Genomic DNA, 17,012 nt, shown 5'->3' on the forward strand with positions numbered 1-17,012 from the left:
AAAACCAGCCTTTGTGGGCGTGTCTGTTTGACAATTGCGCCCATATAAACCTGAAAACGCCTCCTGATTTTGTAGAAAACAGGGGGTGTTTTTTTAGGCTCAAATAGGCAAAACCTAGCCGATACTAGCGAATACGAGTAAACTCTTCTCTTTTCATGGAAGAGCCCAGAAGCAATGTTAAAACAAGATCATAGCCAAGCGATACAACAAAGAATCGATCAAAAAACCAAACCGTTGGGAGCGCTGGGCCAACTTGAGTCATTAGCACACCAGCTCGCCTTAATCCAAAGTCAAAATCAGCCTCAGCCCACTCAGCAGATCACCATTCATAAGCCTACCGTACTGGTCTTTGCTGGCGATCACGGCATTGCAGATGAAGGGATTAGCATTGCGCCAAGCGCGGTGACTCAGCAAATGGTGCTTAACTTTCTGGCGGGTGGTGCGGCCATCAACTGTTTTTGTCGCAGCAATCAAGTCGAGATGAAAGTAATAGATTGCGGGATTTTACTCCCTGTAGAAAGCGACAATCCGCACTTTTTTGTGCAGCGCTTAGGTAGCCGAACGGAGAACTTTGCTCGTCAAGCGGCGATGTCTGTAGATCAAGTGAAACAAGGGCTATTGCTAGGCAATCAGGCCGTGCAGCAGGTCATCCGTGCGGGGTCCAATATAGTGATGTTTGGTGAAATGGGCATTGGTAATACCAGCAGCGCTTCTGCGATATTAGCGGCACTTTCTGAACATTCTGTTGAACAGTGCGTTGGTTACGGCACTGGCATTTCAACACAGCAATATCAGAAAAAAGTACAGCTGGTGAAGCAAGGCGTAACACGCTGCCGTGGTTTGGATCCAGAAACGGTCCTTGCGGAAGTAGGCGGCTTTGAAATTGTGCAAATGGTCGGAGCATTTTTAGGCGCTTACCAGCAGCAAACGCCGATTCTGGTGGATGGATTTATCGTCACGGTAGCCGCGTATGTGGCCACACTTATTGAACCGGATTGCCGCGAGTTGATGGTTTTTGCTCATCAGTCCCATGAATCGGGCCATCAACGCGTACTTGAACAGTTAAACGCGACACCACTGCTTAATTTAGGGTTGAGGTTGGGTGAGGGAACGGGTGCTGTATTAGCCGTACCTTTGGTCAAAGCGGCCGCCGAGTTCTACAACACCATGGCCAGTTTTGCCGACGCAGGAGTGATAGTGTAATGCTGCGCGTTTTCGCTTATCAATTAGAGCTGTTCTGGTTGGCGTTGAGTTTTTTCTCGCGCCTTCCTATTCCTAACAATACGCCCTATTGCAGTGAACGAATGAACCGATCTGGGCGCTATTTTTCCTTGGTTGGTCTATTACTCGGCGCGATCTGCGGTGCCATCTACAGTGTGCTGATCCTGATTCTACCGAACGAGGTAAGCATCGCACTGACGATGGTGGCCAGTTTGCTATTAACAGGGGCGTTTCATGAAGATGGCTTAACCGATATGGCGGACGGTATTGGCGGAGGAATGACGGCTGAGCGCCGTTTGAGCATCATGAAAGATAGCCGCATTGGCACTTATGGTGCGGCCAGTTTAGTGATGGCGCTACTGTGTAAGTTTCTCTTTTTAGAGGCGCTACTTGGTTATGGCAACGTATTGATGGTGTGGGTGCTAGGCTACAGTTTTAGCCGTGCGATAGCGGCATCGTTGATTTTCGACATGCCGTATGTGAGCGATCTCGATAGCAGCAAAAGTAAGCCGCTAGCCAATAAACAAACCCTTCCAGAGCTCATTTTTCTACTGCTGTGCGGCTTAGCGCCTGCGTTATGGTTTGGTTGGCAGGTAAGCTTAAGTTTGGTATTGGTTGCTGTAGTTTTTCGTATTTTCTTCAAAGCTTGGTTGATGGCGCGTATTGGTGGCTTCACTGGAGATTGCCTTGGCGCTGCACAACAGATTATGGAACTGCTGATCTATCTGCTGCTTATTGTATTCGCTGGGTTGGGTTATTTGAGCATGGGACTGATTGAATAATGGTGCATTTGATTTTGGGTGGTGCGCGTAGCGGTAAGTCTTGTTTCGCTGAACAGGCCGCAAAGCAAGAACACCAAGCGCTGTTAATGCGGCTGCCGCAGGCTCAGCTTAACTATGTTGCCACCGCGATTGCGTTTGATGATGAAATGCAGGCAAGGATTGCTCACCATCAGCAGCAAAGAACGTCGGAATGGCAAGAGCACGAATGCCCTGAACAACTGCCTGAGTTAATTGCCACTTTTTCAGCACATGATGTGGTATTGGTGGACTGCTTAACGCTGTGGCTGAATAACGTTATCTATAACCATGGCCAGCAAGCTCACGAAGCGGAGATAAAAAAGCGAGTCGAGCAACTCTGTTTTGCCGTTGAGCAAACGCCCGCCACTTTGGTTATCGTCGCTAACGAAGTGGGCCTTGGCGTGATCCCACTGGGGGAGGTTTCGCGCTTATTTGTCGATAACGCGGGCTGGCTTAACCAAGCGCTAGCCAAGTTAGCAACCCGAGTGAGCTTTATTGCGGCGGGCTTACCGATTGTTTTAAAAGACATCGTTTTAAAAGACACTGCTCTAAACGACATCGCTTTAAAAGGCTCACAATGATCAATCTCTATTTGATGCGCCACGGTAAAACCGTCGGTCGGCCTGCGCTCAATGGTAAAACAGATGTGCTCGTTGAAGCGCATCGGCAAGAGCAGATCGCTCACACTTTACTGAGATCCCCTTACTCCTTCTCAAACATCATTACTTCGCCGCTACGCCGTTGCCATGATTTAGCGCAGCAACTGGTTTTACAGCAGCCGAAATTGGATTACCAAATTGAGCCTGATTTCCAAGAAATGGATTTTGGTGATGTCGATGGCGTGGCCTTTGATGAACTGCAATCGATGTGGCCAGTAGTGGAAACTTTGTGGACCAATCCGGCCCAACATCAACTACCGAATGCAGAAAACTTGGCCGATTTTCATCAGCGTGTAACTCGTGCTTGGGAGGCTCAGATTAAAGGGATTAAGCAAGACACTTTAATCATCGCTCATGGTGGAACAATCAGAATGATACTTGCCAATGTTCTAGGCACTGATTGGCAAAACCGCCATTGGTATAGTGTGTTGAATATCGACTATCAATCATTAATTCATATCCAAATAGGAAAAGATAACGCTAAGAATGTGAGTGTGAAGAGCATCGGAATTCAAATTTAGCACCGGGTGAGCATGCAGTAGAGTATGGAGTAACTATCAGATTTAATGGTAGAATTCCCGGCAATTAACGCCGAACCTCTGGTTAAGCGTATTTTTGTATAAGGCATTGAGACGATCGTTGATGAGTTAAGTTTACCCTTATCCATCTTGATAAGTGGGATCGCCTCAACATAAATTGCTTCTACAATTCATTAACATACCGCTGTGCAATAAAGGAGTAACGCATGACGAAGTCCCTTTTCCGCCAATCTTTCCTATTTGATAGTTTGGATTTAGACCAAGAAATGGTCACTGGCGAAATCAAAACGGCAGCTGGTATTACGCTTAAAGTGCTCTCGCGTGGAGTGCTCGAAGTGATCCCCGCTCATCTCAACGATGAGAGTAAGCACATCATTATTTCTTGCGGTATTCATGGTGACGAAACTGCGCCAATGGAATTAGTCAATAAGCTGGTGGATGATATTCAGTCAGGTTTTCAAGCGGTCCAACACCGCTGCTTATTTATTGTGGCTCATCCTCAGGCGACGAATCAACATACCCGTTTCGTGCAAGAAAATTTGAACCGTTTATTTGATGATAAAAAGGGCAATGCCTCCCTAGAAAGAGAGATTGCGCAGCATCTCAAACAGACAGTGAAAGACTTTTTCGAACACACCGCTGAGCAAAATCGGTGGCATCTTGATTTGCACTGTGCGATTCGTCACTCCAAACATTATTCGTTTGCCGTCAGTCCTAAATCTCGGCATCCTGTCCGCAGCCGTGCACTGATGGCATTAATTGAAAGTGCGCATATCGAAGCGGTGCTGCTTTCAAATTCACCCTCGAGTACCTTCAGTTGGTACAGTGCAGAGAATTTTGCCGCGCAAGCTTTAACGCTTGAGCTGGGGCAAGTCGCACCTCTTGGTCAAAACAACCTAGAGCGATTAGTCGCGTTTGACTTAGCCATGCGCGATTTGGTAGCCAATGCGACACCTGAACACTTGCCAAGAAAGCCAACTATTTATCGTGTCAGCCGTACCATCGTCCGTTTGCATGACGATTTTGATTTCATGTTTGATGATAACGTCGAAAACTTTACTGCGTTTAAACATGGTGAGGTATTTGGTCATGATGGTGAAAAGCCACTCATGGCGAAAAATGAAGATGAAGCGATCGTATTTCCTAACCGAAAAGTGGCATTAGGCCAGCGCGCCGCGTTAATGGTGTGCAAAGTGGCGACACGCTATGAAGACGATCAATTGGTATACGATTAACCGATGGTACTTTTGGCTTGTTAACCTTTTGGCCTGTTGACAAGGTTAACAGGCGATTGCTTTGGTATATCACTTTCTATTTAAATGGCTTAACGGTAAGGTTAGGCCATTATTGTTTCTCTTACTTACATATAAGCGCATGACGTTCAATCAGTTACTCTTAAAAAAACAGCGTCGCTGGCATTACGCCCTCTACGCTATGCTGGCATTGTTGATTACGATGAGTGCGTTTTATTTGATGGTGGGTGAGCTCTTTATCAGCCCATTTCACGCTTGGTCACCACTGGAATGGCAGTTAGTGACTGAACTTCGTGCTCCTCGTCTGCTCTCTGCCGTCATCATCGGTGCTTCACTAGCCGTATCAGGCGCTGCGCTGCAAGTGTTATTAGGGAATGTTTTGGCAGAGCCGGGCGTGCTTGGTATTTCCGGTGGCGCCAGTGTGGCGATGGTAGTGGTGCTGTTTTTCTTCCCTGCCTTGGCCTCCCCTGAAATTTTCATGCTTTGTGCCGTAGTCGGTGCGATGGTGTTTACTCTTTTACTGGTCAGCATGGCTAAAGCGATGCGTTTAAGTACAACTCGCTTACTGTTGGTCGGTGTGGCGCTGGGTATTTTATCTGGTGCTGTGGTGACATGGGCGTTTTATTTCAGTAATGATCTCAGTTTAAGGCAACTGGTTTACTGGTTGATGGGCAGTATTGGTGGTGCAAGCTGGTATCAACATACGCTTTCATTAGCTGCGCTTCCGGTGATCATCTGGCTTGCTCTGCAAGGAAAAACGTTAGACAAACTGATGTTGGGCGAAACTCATGCAAAGCAGTTAGGTGTGGATGTGCATCGACTACGTTGGAAATTGATTTTTTCCGTGTCGCTGCTGGTAGGAGCTGCGGTGGCATTGGGCGGTGTGATCAGTTTTGTTGGGTTGGTTGTTCCGCATTTATTGCGCTTGGCGTTTGGTTCTGAAAACCGCTACCTTTTACCTATGTCGGCTCTGTTCGGCGCACTCTTACTGGTTTGCGCGGATACCGTTGCCAGAACGGCGCTTAATGCTGCTGAGCTTCCACTTGGTGTCGTCACTACCACCATTGGTGCGCCGATTTTTATTTGGATGTTGTTGAAAAACCATGATTCACGTTAATAGCCTGCAGGTTTCATCACGCTTATTACCACTCTCTTTTACCTGCCAAGCGGGAGAGGTGCTGCATGTTATTGGGCCTAATGGCAGCGGAAAAAGCACTTTACTGTCGGCGTTAGCTGGCGTGACAGAGAGCCAAGGTGAGGTCTACATTGGTGATCTTCAGCTTTCAAGCGCATCGTTAGAGGCGCTGTCACTGCACCGAGCTTATCTGTCGCAAAACGACAAGCCTGTTTTTAATGTCGATGTTTATCAATATCTTGCCTTAGCGATCCCCAGTTGCGCCGATTTACATTCTCAGGTTGTTAATCAAGCCGTGGTTCATCTCACTCAACGATTGAATATTCAAGACAAATTGCATCGATCCATTCACCAACTGTCAGGCGGCGAATGGCAACGTGTCCGCTTGGCCGGTATTTGCTTGCAAATTTGGCCAACCTTAAACCCTTACGCGCAGTTATTGATATTAGATGAACCTGCGGCGCCTCTTGATATTGCTCAAGAAGGGTTGCTTTATCGTTTGATTGAAGAGGTTGCACAGCAAGGGATAGCGGTAGTGATGGCCAATCACGATCTCAATCGAACATTGCGCCATGCCGATCGCGCTCTGTTACTGCAAGATGGCGTATTGCAAAGTTCCGGCTCGGTTGAACAAGTATTAGAGAGCCAAGCGTTAAGTGCAGCGTTTCAGACTCAGGTGAAGCAGGTTGTTGTTGAAGGAAAGCCTTACCTTATCTTTGATTAAAAGCACAACTGTCGTGCAGTCAGCACACTTTTAGCGCATTAATGTGCTGAAGATAGAATGATAAAAATAGTAAGTCTATTAAAAACAAATAGTTAGGTTTTATGTGAAAGTTGGCACGCCAATCGCATTAATAGAATCGATACATTCTCGTTCTTGTTAGGCTTTTTATAAGTCTCTTAACCACCTTGCTCCCACAAGGTGGTTTTTTTTATATGAGTCTTTGCAAGGTTATTGCGTCAATGAAGCAAGGTCAGCAGGACGGTAATAGACTGATTTAAGCACTTTACCTTGGCGAATCGTTTTGCCTTCAGAGACAAAATCTTGTGCACATTTAGCAATAATGTAGTCGCCTTTTTGTACGGCCATCAGCTCAATACCTTGTTCAGCATAGTAGGCTTGGGTATCGGCATACTCTTTTTCATTGCGACACACTTTACTCATGTTCGAGCTGTGTACTTCATCCCAGCATGGAATAAATTCGATGCCACGATTCACGGCAACATTGAGCAGAAGATCAATCAAATAGCTGATCGCTAAGTTGTCACTCACTTGGCTATGTCCTAGGTGGACTAAACGACCCATCAAAACGTACACAGTATCGATGATCGCATCCGCTTGTTCCGTTTTATTGTCAGCTTCAGCAAGTTCAGTCAACTCTTCAATCGCGAGCGAAGTATGCAACGTGTCAGCTTTATCGTTTAAGCTGCTGGCATCAGCAACGGGGAGATCAAAGGTGCTACGAAACTCGGTAATATCGCGGTAAAGATGATCGTAAATCTCTTGAGTAAGCTTGGATAAATGCATTATCTCGGTCCATTGGTTTGGTTAACAGGGATTGTGACGCGTAGTAACAAATTGATAGTAATAAACTGACAGTAAGAAAATGGATAGTAACAAACTGATGGCAAAGCTGCGACCCATGCCATCAGTTTGGTCAAAGAACAGGGTTACTTATTGAGAAACAAATAAGGAAACAGTTGGCGGCGTTCTTGGTCACTTAGAGCACTAACACGAGCGATATTGGTATCGGGAATCGCTTCTGGGTTAGGGTAGTGCTTGAGTACTTTTTCCATGCTCTCTTCGCGAATAAGATGGAAAATCGGGTACGGCGAACGGTTAGTTAGGTTTTCGTCATCTTCGGGGCGTGTGCCGCCAAAACAGTAGTGAGGGTGAAAGGTAGCGACTTGGAAGATGCCTTGCCAATCTTGTTGCGTAATTAATGCTTCGACCCAATCGATAAAAAAGTTGTACTCAAAAAAATCTTCGAGCATGTTTGGCACCACCACTAAGGTGGTCTCAAGAGACTGTGCCGAGCTGCCTTCTAACTCTAGCAATTGTTGCAAAATATCTTGCAGCAATTGTTCTTCAGTATCGGCTTCACTGACGAAAATTTTGATCTGCTGGTTACGTTGTGGTTTTGCGGCGAAAGGGCAGAGATTTAAGCCAATCACCACATCGTTAAGCCACTGTTCGACTTCAGTTGTGATGGCGGTTTTATTTATAGTTACGCTCATAGTGCTTATTAAAACAGTCAATTTGGCGCAAGCATAACATGAGTCTTTTGATAAAGTGAGTGGATAACACTACTTGATCAATTCATGCAGCGGTTTGCGGTGCGCAAGGGCGCGGTCATCATGGCGCAATTTCCAACAGAGAAAAAACATCGCCACATACAACACCATTCCACCCGAAACCACCACCGGCCAACCGCCATTTTGCCAGCAATAGAGTAGGAAAAACCCGCCGAGGCTGCCACCTACATAGTAATGAACCAAATACAGAGCAGTCGCGGTTGCTTTTGCGCTGCTGGCCTTTTGGCTCACCCATGAGTAGGCGAGCGTATGGGTAAAAAAGGCGCCGAAACTGATCAACATTAAACCGATCAGCATAAACGGGATCGATTCAATCAAGGCTAGCCACATCCCCGACAAACTGAGTAAGGCTCCCAACATCATGCCCGAAATGGCATTGTAGCGTTTTGTCCAGTTGGCGGTCAGTTTCGAGCTGAGTGTTCCCGCCAAATAACATAGGAAGATCAGCGACGCTAAGCCAATCGGTAGCGAGTAGGGTTCAGCGACAAGCCGAAAGCCCATCACTGAGTAGAGATTAACAAACAGCGCGAAGTTAGTACCACCAATCAGCATCGCTAGCCACAGTGTGCGGTTAGAAAGATGTTTTACTAGCGCACGGTTGTGGTGAAAGAACAAGCCTCGTTGCGGCGTGAAATTGCGTTGAATGGGCAGTAACCACAGCACAGTGATGGCGCATACGAAAGTAAGTATGGCAATCACAATCACGGCTTGTTGCCAGCCAAAGGCATCGGTCAATATACCGCCTAAAATTCGGCCGCTAATGCCACCTAATGAATTCGCAGCAATATAACCGCCAATCGCTTGGCTAAATGCTTGAGGTGAAAGCTCCTCAGCCATGTAAGCCACGGCAACCGAAGCAAAGGCGGCCAATGCGACGCCCATTAGTGCACGAGTTAAAACCAGCACCCACAGTTGTTGGCTGATCAGCATCAAGCTGCCGATCAAGGGCATCATGAATAGCCCCAATAACATCACTTTGCGGCGGCCAAAGGATTCAGAGCTGATTGCCCAAGGGACTAAACTGACGGAGAGTGCGAGAGTTGATGCGGCAAATAACCAGTTAATTTGAGTTTCCGAAACCGCAAAATGCGTAGCAAGGTAGGGCAACATTGGCTGAAAAAGATAGAGATTACAAAAGACTAAGAACGAGCCGAGCGCAAGCCCCCAAGTGACTTTTCGGTATTCTTTACTGCCAATTTCGATCATGATTACGCTTCACTTACGTTATGTATCTGTGATCACAGTAGCAGTGGCTTGGTGATTAATAAAATATATTAAAAATATCGTCGTGATATATAAAATATATCCCAACCTCGTTGGACGAATCTCGCTTCGTTTGATTTTGTGGAACCATAACGCTATGGATACTCGCCATCTAAAACATTTTTCGGCTGTGGTTCAGTGCGGCAGCTTTACTTTAGCAGCCCAGCAACTGCACATTGCGCAGCCAGCACTCAGTATTTCGATTAAAAAATTTGAGCAGCAATTAGGGGTTGTTTTGCTAAAAAGAGATGAGCGAAAAGTGACGCTGACCCATGAAGGGCAAGTGTTATATGAACACACCACTCGTATTTTGCAGCAACTTGAAGATGCACAATTGGCGATGGATGAGCTTAAAGGGCTCGTCAAAGGCGAAGTGAGGCTCGGCGCGCCGAGCATGATGGGATCCTATTTCTTTCCAGAAATTGTAATGGCTTTTAAAAGTCACTTTCCCTTGCTAAAAATGACGGTGATAGAAGCGGGAACTCAGTCGATTCGAAAAATGTTGCTCAGTGGTGAGCTAGATATTGGCGTGATCCTCAATCATGATCTTCCTCCGGATTTAGAGGTTGATCCCCTCTTATCATCGCAAATGGTGGCGGTAGTGGGGAAAGAACATGAGTTAGCACAACGAGAATCGATAGATTTTAAGACCTTTTTTGAGCATGAATTGGTAATGTTTAAGCCCGGTTATTTCCACCGCGACTTCATTGATAAAGTGTGTAAAGAGCATAAGCTCAGCGCACATTTCTCTTTTGAAACCAATCTGTTGCCAATGATTTTAAGTATTGTCAAACATGAGTACGCAGTGACTGCGTTGTTAGAGCTTGTGACGGAGCATGAACCGGATGTACGAGCGCTCCCTTTTGAACCGCCAGTCTGGTTAGATTTAGCCCTCGCATGGCGCAAAGAGGGCTATTTGTCTAATGCCGACCGTACTTTTATTGAATTTGTGAAACAGTACGTGTGAAAGGGGCGATGTGTATCGTTCGATTAACTTTGATAGATTTTTTCAAAGTTGTTTGGGTTCCAGCCAATCATAATCCGATCACCAATTTTTAAAGCCGGTACACTGCGCGCGCCGATCGCATCCAGTTCCTTCCGGCCGCGTTGCATTTTTGCGTTACATAAGCGGTAGGGGATCTGTTTGGCGTCAAGATAGCGCTGAGCATCTTTACAGTGCGGGCATTTATCTTTGACGTAGAGCACAATACGTTTCATCCAATTCACTCATTAACCGAACATAAAGGGCGGCAAGTTTACCCACCGAGGCGCTGAGTTTCAACTCTCTCGGATGCGAAGCCTTGCTCCTTGTGATTGGAAAGATGAAACGCAGGCTTGATTCAGTTACACTTAGCGCCTTTTTTATGAGTCAGTTGCTGGGCTATGCATCCATCTTTTCGTTACATACAAAACTATCCACCTCATCTCGTTTCACAAGTTGAACAGTTGATCACGGCCGGTAAATTCGTTAGTTGGTTTGAGCAACGCTACCCACAGCGCCATTCGATTCAAAGTGAAAAAGCGTTGTTTAACTACGCGATTGATCTCAAAAATCAATACATGAAAAAAACGGCGCCGATCAGTAAAGTGGTGTACGACAATAAAATCCACATTATCAATAACGCACTAGGGTTGCACAGCTATGTTGCCAAAGTGCATGGTGGGAAAATCAAATCTAAAAATGAGATCCGCATAGCGAGCATGTTTAAAGAAGCACCGGAGCCGCTGTTGCGCATGCTAGTGGTACATGAGCTGGCTCACATCAAAGAGAAAGAGCACAACAAGGCTTTCTATCAACTGTGTTGCCATATGGAACCGAATTATCATCAGCTCGAGTTTGATGCACGATTATTTATGATGTATCTCGATTTAAAAGAGGATCAGTAATGTCAGCCAAAGCGAAGCCGCAGAAAAGCCAACCTGAAGCGAGCCATAAAAAACCTGCGTTAAAAGCAAAGCAGGGGTTACATCCTCGTAATCAGCATCAAGGACAATACGATTTCCCCGCGCTGATTAATACACTGCCTTCTTTGAAGCCTTTTGTTATTCGCAACCCGAGTGGTGAGCCGAGCATCAATTTCTCCGATGCGATGGCGGTGAAAATGCTCAACAAAGCGTTATTGGCACATCATTATCATGTGGCCCATTGGGATATTCCCGCTGGGTATTTGTGCCCGCCGATCCCCGGTCGAGCTGATTATATCCATCGCGTGGCCGATCTGCTGCTAGATGAGTGCTCAGCAATCAAGCATGAAAAGGTTCAAGCACTTGATATTGGGGTCGGAGCGAACTGTATTTATCCGATAGTGGGCGTGGCAGAGTACGGCTGGCGCTATGTTGGTAGCGATATTGATCCTATCTCTATCCAATCCGCCAATCTGGTGGTTAATGGCAATGCTTCACTTAATGGGCGTATTGAATGCCGTTTGCAGAGTGATGCAAAACACATTTTTAAGCAGATTATTCAAGAAAATGAGCGTTACGATCTCACCACGTGCAACCCGCCTTTTCATGCATCACAACTACAGGCGCAGCAAGGCAGCGAACGTAAGTTGAAAAATTTACAGCGTAATCGAGTCAAAAAAGGTCAAGAAATTGCGGGGCAAGACGCTAACAGAAGTAAGGCGGTTACGCTCAACTTTGGTGGACAAAAAGCTGAGTTATGGTGCCCCGGTGGTGAAGCTGCCTTTATTAAAAACATGGCCTTTGAAAGTCAACACTACGCTCAGCAAGTGCTGTGGTTCACCACATTGATCTCTAAAAAAGAGAATGTACGTTGGATGCAAAAACAGTTAGATAAAGTGGGTGCTGCAGTGGTGAAGGTTGTTGAAATGCAACAAGGGCAAAAAGTGAGTCGATTCATCGCATGGAGTTTCCAAAATGACAGCCAACGCAAACAATGGTTAGCGGCAAAGTGCTAGGCTGACTTCGTTGATTGACTATATTGGTCAGTGAGTTGAGATAGCAATAGAAGGAGTAAGGTATGGACTTTGACCTTTATTTACCTTGCCAACCTGACTGGATCTGCCAGCCCTTCGCTTATCTGTTTGCCTTGCTTGCGATGATTGGGCTTGGGTTTTTTATTCGTATTATCTATCGAGAATATCAAAAAATTCAGCGCGCTCAGAAAGTCAGACGTCTTCGCCGTATCCACTATCGTGACCGTAATGGTGGCAAAGACGGTAGACCCACCAATATCAAATAACCCTTACCCTAGTAATACGATGTTAGGAAAAGGTATCGAGCGCCGCTTGATATTTTTTCTCTAACGCTTTATTTCCTGCCTTTTTCTCTAACTCTACCAATAATTGAAGCGATGTTTTTTGGTTACCGTAGCGCTGATTAAATTGCATCAAGCGGATGCGAGCTTGCGTGTATTGTTGAGCGTCAATTTCCAATTTAGCTAATTGCAGCAATGAACGAACTCGATTAGGGTCATGGTCTAATGTTTTTGCAAAATAGTAGCGCGCTTGTTCTTTATCGCCAGATTTTAACGCGCAAAAGGCTGCGTTCTCATAGCTTGCAGGGACAAGGTAATAATAGGGTTGAGCAATGGCGCGGTTAAAATATTGATCGGCTTTTTGATATTCGCCCTGCTTACACAAAAATGTACCGTAGTTATTGAGAATATTGCCGTTTTTGGGATGGGCGCGAAGCGCGGTTTGATAGGTTTTACGTGCGGCCTCTGTTTCACCGACAGTTTGGTAGTAGTGAGCCATCGCAAGTTGCGAGCGATAGTAAGTCGGCGCATGTTGTGTGGCTTTTTCTAGGTTCTCACGCGCTTTGCTCATGTTGCCATTTTCTAAATAGCCTAGGCCGAGCGCAATGCGAGATTCGGCCATTTCAACCGGATCCGCTTTTACTTCAGGCTCACCCTTTTCGTTCACGGTGACACAGGCCGATAACGTGAACATTATCAATATCATCAGTACTTTTTTCATTATCTGCAGCTCCTAAATGGCTTAGACGCATGATAAGGAAATCAGAAGATCGAGGGAGAAAGAGGAGAGAAGAATGCGAGTCAGTATGCACTATGTTTGATGAAAACCTGAACACCTCATTACTGAGATGATCAGGCATGAAACACTAATCGTCTTTGGTAAATTTATCTTCGCTAAAGTGTTCAAGATCGTAAGGTGTTTGTTGGTAAACACAGTAGTTTAACCAGTTTGCAAACAGCAAGTGACCGTGGCTTCGCCAACTGGCGACTGGTTTATTATCTGGATTATCATTGGGGTAGTAGTTGACTGGGATTGCGGGTTCCATCCCTTCACCTAAATCTCGAATATATTCACCATGCAGTGTATGTGCGTCGTACTCAGGGTGACCTGTGACAAACACGTTACGTTTGTCTTTGGTTGAGGCTAAGTACACACCCGCCACATCAGAGGTGGCGAGAATATCTAAATTCGTATGTTCGGCTAAGTATTCTGGTGAGAAATCAGCATAACGAGAATGGGGCGCTAAAAAGGTGTCGTCAAAGCCGCGTAATATCGGATGAAAGGGATGGTGGATTTCATGATGATAAACGCCCGATAATTTTTCTTTGCGAGTTCGTTTGGGCAGATTGTAGAGCAGTTTTAGCCCCGCTTGCGCTGCCCAGCAAACGTAGAGTGTGGAAGTGACGTGATTTTTAGCCCATTCCATCACGCTTTTTAAGTGTTCCCAATAAATCACATCTTCAAATTGAACCAACCCCAAAGGCGCTCCAGTGATGATGAGTCCGTCGAAGTTGCGATTTTTTACCATCTCAAATTGACGGTAAAAGTTCTCCAAATGCTCAGTGGGGGTATTTTTACTTGGGCGCTCATCAATTCTCAGTAATTCAATATCCACTTGCAGCGGAGTATTGGATAACAGGCGCAAAAACTGAGTCTCGGTTTCGATTTTCTTCGGCATTAAATTCAAAATCAAAACTTTCAGTGGACGGATGCCCTGTGTGGCGGCACGTGTTTCTGACATCACGAAAATGTTCTCATGACGCAGTACATCACCGGCAGGCAGTTGGTCGGGGATCTTAATCGGCACAGCTTTCTCCCTAAGCTATTTTTGGACGTCTATACTGCCGAACTTAACTCAATCAAAACCAGATGTCGATAGCAAAATGAATCTTGCTGTGAAATTGGTTACTATTGGATATCCGTTTACTTACCTGTTGGATACACATGGCGCTAACCTTAACTTTGATCAGGGGATTACCCGGCTCAGGCAAAAGCACCTTAGCAAGGACGCTACATGCAAAACATTTTGAAGCGGATATGTATTTTATCAATGAGAAAGGCAACTATTGTTATCAGCCAGATAAAATCGAGCAAGCTCATCGGTGGTGTCAACAGCAAGTGGAGCGCTGCTTAGCGCAAGGTGAGGACGTTGTTGTGGCGAATACTTTTGTTCGACATTGGGAGATGCGAGCTTACCAGCAGTTGGCTAAACGTTACCATGCAACCTTAGTGATTAATGTTTGCCGTGCGCAATACCAGAATGTTCATGGTATCGATGATGCCACTGTTGAGCGTATGCGTCAGCAGTGGCAGGAATGATTAATTAACGCTTCCGCTGGAGTTGGTAAAAAGCAAGGGCTCCCCAACCAAACACTTGCACCCACAAGATCCCCCACTGAGTGCTGATTTGATCCCATGATGCGCCCATTTGGTTCAAACTGAGAAAACTCTGAATGGCAGGCGTACTTGGAAAGAGGTTGGATATCCAAATGATAGGGCGTGGAATTGCTTCTAACGGCCAAATAAAACCAGCTGAAAAAATCAGTGGCATTGAGCTGATTAATACCACTAACGTCACCAATTCTCGCCGCGGTGTAACTGAACCAAGCCAAATGCCGCATAGGCAAGAGGCCAGTAAGAAAGGCAGTAGAAGTAGCAATAAATGCCCCGCACTGGCGAGGGTGTTGACACCATGTGAGGTAAAACTGGCACCAAAGTAGTACATGCTGAGTAGATAATAAACAGCAACAAGGACAATGCTGCGTACCAATATTAATCGTAGCGGTGTGGTATGACTCCAATAGCCATTTCCGTGCTTTTGTGTTCCGCCCATTAATCCTGCCGCCATGATCATGGTTTGTTGTAAGATCAAAACAAACACCGCTGGGACAACGTAATCAACATAACCCATGCGTGGGTTAAAGGTCGGTTTTAGGTTGATGCTTGTGGCGGAATAGTGCTGAGCGGCCAGAGAAAGCGGTTCTCCTTCCATCACTAAACGTGACACTTTACTTTTCGCAGCTAAGGTTCCACCAGCTTGCGATAAGCCCTCAACGATGGTGCCGTACACTAGAAAGTAAGAGGCATCGCCAGCGTAGGCCAGTGTTGGACTTTTTCCAAGTAGTAGGTCTTTATAAAAATGTTCAGGAATCACTAAAATACCGCTAACTTTGCGGTTAAGAAAAGCCTGCTTGGCATCTTCAATGGTACTGTCTCGTTGAATCACTTTGACTTGTGGCGTTGCGTCAACCATGCGTTCTAGTTGGTAACTGGCTTGGCTTTTATCGAGATTGACAATCGAGAGTGTCTGCTCGCGTGGAGTTTGCTGCGTATAAGGCAAAGGGTATAAAAAGGAGTAAAAAACCACGCCACCAAAGACAGTCAACAGCACCACAGGGTTAGTGAATAGCGCTTTTAGCTCTGCTTTAAGTAGAGCAATGAATCGCGTAGTTTCAGTCATGGTTGATTCGCTCGGCTTGCTTGTGTTTACGGATAAGAATCAAAGTGAGCAGCAGCGGCAATGCATAGCCCAGCATTGGCACTAAATACTTCAGTGATGACAGCAATTCAGCGTTATAACTCACTTGGCTTACTTGCACTTCAATGTAGTGACTCACTGGTAGCAGGCTTCGCCACCACTGCGCTAGAGTATTCATATCCGTCACTGGGAACGTAATGCCCATAAACGCAAAACTTGGTGCGGTAAAAGCGCCAGCAAAACTCATCGCTCTTGCCGGATCGAGTGTTAGAAAGAAAAAGAGTGCGCCCATGATCATACAGGCGAGCGTCATTGCAAGTTGTGCGATAATCAATAGAGCAAAACTGCCGTGCATTGGCCACATTAATATTTGATAAAACCAGATTAAAAAACCAATCCCTTGCAGCATAAAAATCGGCAGATAACGCATCAATGTTAGCGTTAAAATTCGTAATGGCTTTTCTCCAAGCCACATTTGCAAACCAAAGTGACGATGGTTTGCTGCCAAAATCATAATGGTACTGACCACGACAACGATTTGCCAAAGAGCGGGTACAACCGCCGAGACTAAAAATTGCGCATAGTTTGTATTGAGATTAAACAGGGGCGTAATCTGTGTCCTGATTGGTACGGCTCGCCCCATCGCACTCAATGTGGTTTGTTGGCTAGTCGCTAGGTTTTTTACGACATCCACTTGGGCATTGAACGTACTTTGTGCTTGAACAATAGCAGAGTTGATCAATCGTCCAACCAAAATGTATTGGCTATTGAAGAAGGTCGATACTTGTGGCTGCTCACCACGAAATATTGATTTATCAAATTGATATGGAATGACAACGTACGCGTAAATGTCACTTTCAATTAACGCAGTTTTGGCTTGATTGACATCTTGGAACTGGTGCGTGACTGCCATGGTCGAGGTTGCATCGAAATCTCTTATCAATTGACGTGACAATTGGCTGTGAGACAAATCGACCACGCCAATCGGCAGATCGCGCACTATCCCTTGTGAGAAAATCCACCAAATACTGAATGCCAATACTATTGGTATCCAGCTTAGGCTAGACAATAGCCAAGGATCATGGCGCAGCAGAGGCCATTGAGGGCGAACCTGAATCGACATAAGG

The 17,012-nt window shown here is 45.8% G+C and carries 20 protein-coding genes; 12 read left to right on the forward strand and 8 right to left on the reverse strand.

Annotated features, from left to right (window positions below; genetic code table 11):
* Nucleotides 1-174 precede the first annotated feature (174 nt).
* The 7 genes from cobT (at nucleotide 175) to btuD (ending at nucleotide 6,331) form a co-directional block, all read left to right on the forward strand.
* Nucleotides 175-1,203: a nicotinate-nucleotide--dimethylbenzimidazole phosphoribosyltransferase gene (gene cobT / locus PL85_RS01280; RefSeq protein WP_115339872.1), complete on the forward strand. Its 1,029-nt coding sequence runs from the start codon at nucleotides 175-177 to the stop codon at nucleotides 1,201-1,203.
* Nucleotides 1,203-2,003 (forward strand): adenosylcobinamide-GDP ribazoletransferase, encoded by an 801-nt coding sequence (locus PL85_RS01285; protein ID WP_088728912.1) that lies wholly within the window; start codon nucleotides 1,203-1,205, stop codon nucleotides 2,001-2,003. Before cobT ends, PL85_RS01285 begins: the two co-directional genes overlap by 1 nt.
* A complete protein-coding gene (gene cobU / locus PL85_RS01290; protein ID WP_115339871.1) occupies nucleotides 2,003-2,602 on the forward strand; it encodes a bifunctional adenosylcobinamide kinase/adenosylcobinamide-phosphate guanylyltransferase in 600 nt (199 codons plus the stop codon). Before PL85_RS01285 ends, cobU begins: the two co-directional genes overlap by 1 nt.
* Nucleotides 2,599-3,201 (forward strand): histidine phosphatase family protein, encoded by a 603-nt coding sequence (locus tag PL85_RS01295; RefSeq protein ID WP_115339870.1) that lies wholly within the window; start codon nucleotides 2,599-2,601, stop codon nucleotides 3,199-3,201. Before cobU ends, PL85_RS01295 begins: the two co-directional genes overlap by 4 nt.
* A gap of 224 nt (nucleotides 3,202-3,425) precedes the next feature.
* Complete coding sequence (locus PL85_RS01300; protein ID WP_064625447.1) at nucleotides 3,426-4,454, forward strand: succinylglutamate desuccinylase; 1,029 nt, start codon at nucleotides 3,426-3,428, stop codon at nucleotides 4,452-4,454.
* A 139-nt stretch (nucleotides 4,455-4,593) separates the two neighbouring features.
* Nucleotides 4,594-5,589 carry a vitamin B12 ABC transporter permease BtuC gene (gene btuC / locus PL85_RS01305; RefSeq protein WP_174223838.1) on the forward strand — a complete coding sequence of 332 codons (996 nt, stop codon included), beginning with the start codon at nucleotides 4,594-4,596 and terminating at the stop codon, nucleotides 5,587-5,589.
* A complete protein-coding gene (gene btuD, locus PL85_RS01310; RefSeq protein ID WP_010318604.1) occupies nucleotides 5,576-6,331 on the forward strand; it encodes a vitamin B12 ABC transporter ATP-binding protein BtuD in 756 nt (251 codons plus the stop codon). The genes btuC and btuD overlap by 14 nt, the downstream gene beginning before the upstream one ends.
* A 228-nt stretch (nucleotides 6,332-6,559) precedes the next feature.
* Here the strand turns inward: btuD and PL85_RS01315 are convergent, their stop codons facing one another.
* From PL85_RS01315 to PL85_RS01325, 3 genes are all read right to left on the reverse strand, one after another.
* Nucleotides 6,560-7,135, reverse strand: coding sequence for a nucleoside triphosphate pyrophosphohydrolase family protein (locus PL85_RS01315; RefSeq protein WP_010318603.1), 576 nt, complete (start codon nucleotides 7,133-7,135; stop codon nucleotides 6,560-6,562).
* 143 nt (nucleotides 7,136-7,278) lie between these two features.
* A complete protein-coding gene (locus PL85_RS01320) occupies nucleotides 7,279-7,845 on the reverse strand; it encodes a DUF1415 domain-containing protein (protein WP_026027360.1) in 567 nt (188 codons plus the stop codon).
* 69 nt (nucleotides 7,846-7,914) lie between these two features.
* Nucleotides 7,915-9,129 (reverse strand): MFS transporter, encoded by a 1,215-nt coding sequence (locus PL85_RS01325; RefSeq protein WP_115339868.1) that lies wholly within the window; start codon nucleotides 9,127-9,129, stop codon nucleotides 7,915-7,917.
* A 154-nt stretch (nucleotides 9,130-9,283) separates the two neighbouring features.
* On the opposite strand from PL85_RS01325, the gene PL85_RS01330 reads away from it, so the two are divergent.
* The gene (locus PL85_RS01330) at nucleotides 9,284-10,153 is read left to right on the forward strand and encodes a LysR family transcriptional regulator (protein ID WP_115339867.1); all 870 of its coding nucleotides are present in this window, start codon (nucleotides 9,284-9,286) and stop codon (nucleotides 10,151-10,153) included.
* A gap of 23 nt (nucleotides 10,154-10,176) precedes the next feature.
* Here the strand turns inward: PL85_RS01330 and PL85_RS01335 are convergent, their stop codons facing one another.
* Nucleotides 10,177-10,404 carry a glutaredoxin family protein gene (locus PL85_RS01335; protein WP_010318599.1) on the reverse strand — a complete coding sequence of 76 codons (228 nt, stop codon included), beginning with the start codon at nucleotides 10,402-10,404 and terminating at the stop codon, nucleotides 10,177-10,179.
* A 165-nt stretch (nucleotides 10,405-10,569) separates the two neighbouring features.
* Between PL85_RS01335 and PL85_RS01340 the strand changes: the two genes are divergently transcribed.
* From PL85_RS01340 to PL85_RS01350, 3 genes are all read left to right on the forward strand, one after another.
* Nucleotides 10,570-11,073 carry a M48 metallopeptidase family protein gene (locus tag PL85_RS01340; protein WP_094145566.1) on the forward strand — a complete coding sequence of 168 codons (504 nt, stop codon included), beginning with the start codon at nucleotides 10,570-10,572 and terminating at the stop codon, nucleotides 11,071-11,073.
* A complete protein-coding gene (gene rlmF / locus PL85_RS01345; RefSeq protein WP_115339866.1) occupies nucleotides 11,073-12,107 on the forward strand; it encodes a 23S rRNA (adenine(1618)-N(6))-methyltransferase RlmF in 1,035 nt (344 codons plus the stop codon). The genes PL85_RS01340 and rlmF overlap by 1 nt, the downstream gene beginning before the upstream one ends.
* Nucleotides 12,108-12,169: 62 nt before the next feature.
* Complete coding sequence (locus PL85_RS01350) at nucleotides 12,170-12,391, forward strand: hypothetical protein (protein WP_017042994.1); 222 nt, start codon at nucleotides 12,170-12,172, stop codon at nucleotides 12,389-12,391.
* A gap of 22 nt (nucleotides 12,392-12,413) precedes the next feature.
* Here the strand turns inward: PL85_RS01350 and pilW are convergent, their stop codons facing one another.
* Nucleotides 12,414-13,127 carry a type IV pilus biogenesis/stability protein PilW gene (pilW, locus tag PL85_RS01355; protein WP_064625441.1) on the reverse strand — a complete coding sequence of 238 codons (714 nt, stop codon included), beginning with the start codon at nucleotides 13,125-13,127 and terminating at the stop codon, nucleotides 12,414-12,416.
* Nucleotides 13,128-13,272: 145 nt separating this feature from the next.
* Nucleotides 13,273-14,214 carry a homoserine O-acetyltransferase MetA gene (gene metA, locus PL85_RS01360; RefSeq protein WP_013856656.1) on the reverse strand — a complete coding sequence of 314 codons (942 nt, stop codon included), beginning with the start codon at nucleotides 14,212-14,214 and terminating at the stop codon, nucleotides 13,273-13,275.
* A 137-nt stretch (nucleotides 14,215-14,351) separates the two neighbouring features.
* Between metA and PL85_RS01365 the strand changes: the two genes are divergently transcribed.
* Nucleotides 14,352-14,726, forward strand: a complete 375-nt coding sequence (locus PL85_RS01365) for an ATP-binding protein (RefSeq protein ID WP_029388298.1) — start codon at nucleotides 14,352-14,354, stop codon at nucleotides 14,724-14,726.
* Nucleotides 14,727-14,730: 4 nt separating this feature from the next.
* Here PL85_RS01365 and PL85_RS01370 read toward each other — a convergent pair whose 3' ends face one another.
* Together PL85_RS01370 and PL85_RS01375 are read right to left on the reverse strand one after the other, a co-directional pair.
* The gene (locus PL85_RS01370) at nucleotides 14,731-15,867 is read right to left on the reverse strand and encodes an ABC transporter permease (RefSeq protein ID WP_013856658.1); all 1,137 of its coding nucleotides are present in this window, start codon (nucleotides 15,865-15,867) and stop codon (nucleotides 14,731-14,733) included.
* Complete coding sequence (locus PL85_RS01375) at nucleotides 15,860-17,008, reverse strand: ABC transporter permease (protein ID WP_115339865.1); 1,149 nt, start codon at nucleotides 17,006-17,008, stop codon at nucleotides 15,860-15,862. The genes PL85_RS01370 and PL85_RS01375 overlap by 8 nt, the downstream gene beginning before the upstream one ends.
* Nucleotides 17,009-17,012: the final 4 nt, after the last annotated feature.

The organism is Vibrio anguillarum, from assembly GCF_001989995.2.
GTDB lineage: Bacteria > Pseudomonadota > Gammaproteobacteria > Enterobacterales > Vibrionaceae > Vibrio > Vibrio anguillarum.

Bases quoted from the DNA above. Each gene is read 5' to 3' on its own strand.
- PL85_RS01325 (WP_115339868.1), bottom strand. From the start codon at position 9,129: ATGATCGAAATTGGCAGTAAAGAATACCGAAAAGTCACTTGGGGGCTT.
- PL85_RS01340 (WP_094145566.1), top strand. From the start codon at position 10,570: ATGCATCCATCTTTTCGTTACATACAAAACTATCCACCTCATCTCGTT.
- pilW (WP_064625441.1), bottom strand. From the start codon at position 13,127: ATGAAAAAAGTACTGATGATATTGATAATGTTCACGTTATCGGCCTGT.
- PL85_RS01320 (WP_026027360.1), bottom strand. From the start codon at position 7,845: ATGAGCGTAACTATAAATAAAACCGCCATCACAACTGAAGTCGAACAG.
- btuD (WP_010318604.1), top strand. From the start codon at position 5,576: ATGATTCACGTTAATAGCCTGCAGGTTTCATCACGCTTATTACCACTC.
- PL85_RS01350 (WP_017042994.1), top strand. From the start codon at position 12,170: ATGGACTTTGACCTTTATTTACCTTGCCAACCTGACTGGATCTGCCAG.
- PL85_RS01375 (WP_115339865.1), bottom strand. From the start codon at position 17,008: ATGTCGATTCAGGTTCGCCCTCAATGGCCTCTGCTGCGCCATGATCCT.
- PL85_RS01285 (WP_088728912.1), top strand. From the start codon at position 1,203: ATGCTGCGCGTTTTCGCTTATCAATTAGAGCTGTTCTGGTTGGCGTTG.
- PL85_RS01315 (WP_010318603.1), bottom strand. From the start codon at position 7,135: ATGCATTTATCCAAGCTTACTCAAGAGATTTACGATCATCTTTACCGC.
- PL85_RS01295 (WP_115339870.1), top strand. From the start codon at position 2,599: ATGATCAATCTCTATTTGATGCGCCACGGTAAAACCGTCGGTCGGCCT.
- PL85_RS01365 (WP_029388298.1), top strand. From the start codon at position 14,352: ATGGCGCTAACCTTAACTTTGATCAGGGGATTACCCGGCTCAGGCAAA.
- rlmF (WP_115339866.1), top strand. From the start codon at position 11,073: ATGTCAGCCAAAGCGAAGCCGCAGAAAAGCCAACCTGAAGCGAGCCAT.
- cobU (WP_115339871.1), top strand. From the start codon at position 2,003: ATGGTGCATTTGATTTTGGGTGGTGCGCGTAGCGGTAAGTCTTGTTTC.
- PL85_RS01335 (WP_010318599.1), bottom strand. From the start codon at position 10,404: ATGAAACGTATTGTGCTCTACGTCAAAGATAAATGCCCGCACTGTAAA.
- btuC (WP_174223838.1), top strand. From the start codon at position 4,594: ATGACGTTCAATCAGTTACTCTTAAAAAAACAGCGTCGCTGGCATTAC.
- PL85_RS01300 (WP_064625447.1), top strand. From the start codon at position 3,426: ATGACGAAGTCCCTTTTCCGCCAATCTTTCCTATTTGATAGTTTGGAT.
- cobT (WP_115339872.1), top strand. From the start codon at position 175: ATGTTAAAACAAGATCATAGCCAAGCGATACAACAAAGAATCGATCAA.
- PL85_RS01370 (WP_013856658.1), bottom strand. From the start codon at position 15,867: ATGACTGAAACTACGCGATTCATTGCTCTACTTAAAGCAGAGCTAAAA.
- PL85_RS01330 (WP_115339867.1), top strand. From the start codon at position 9,284: ATGGATACTCGCCATCTAAAACATTTTTCGGCTGTGGTTCAGTGCGGC.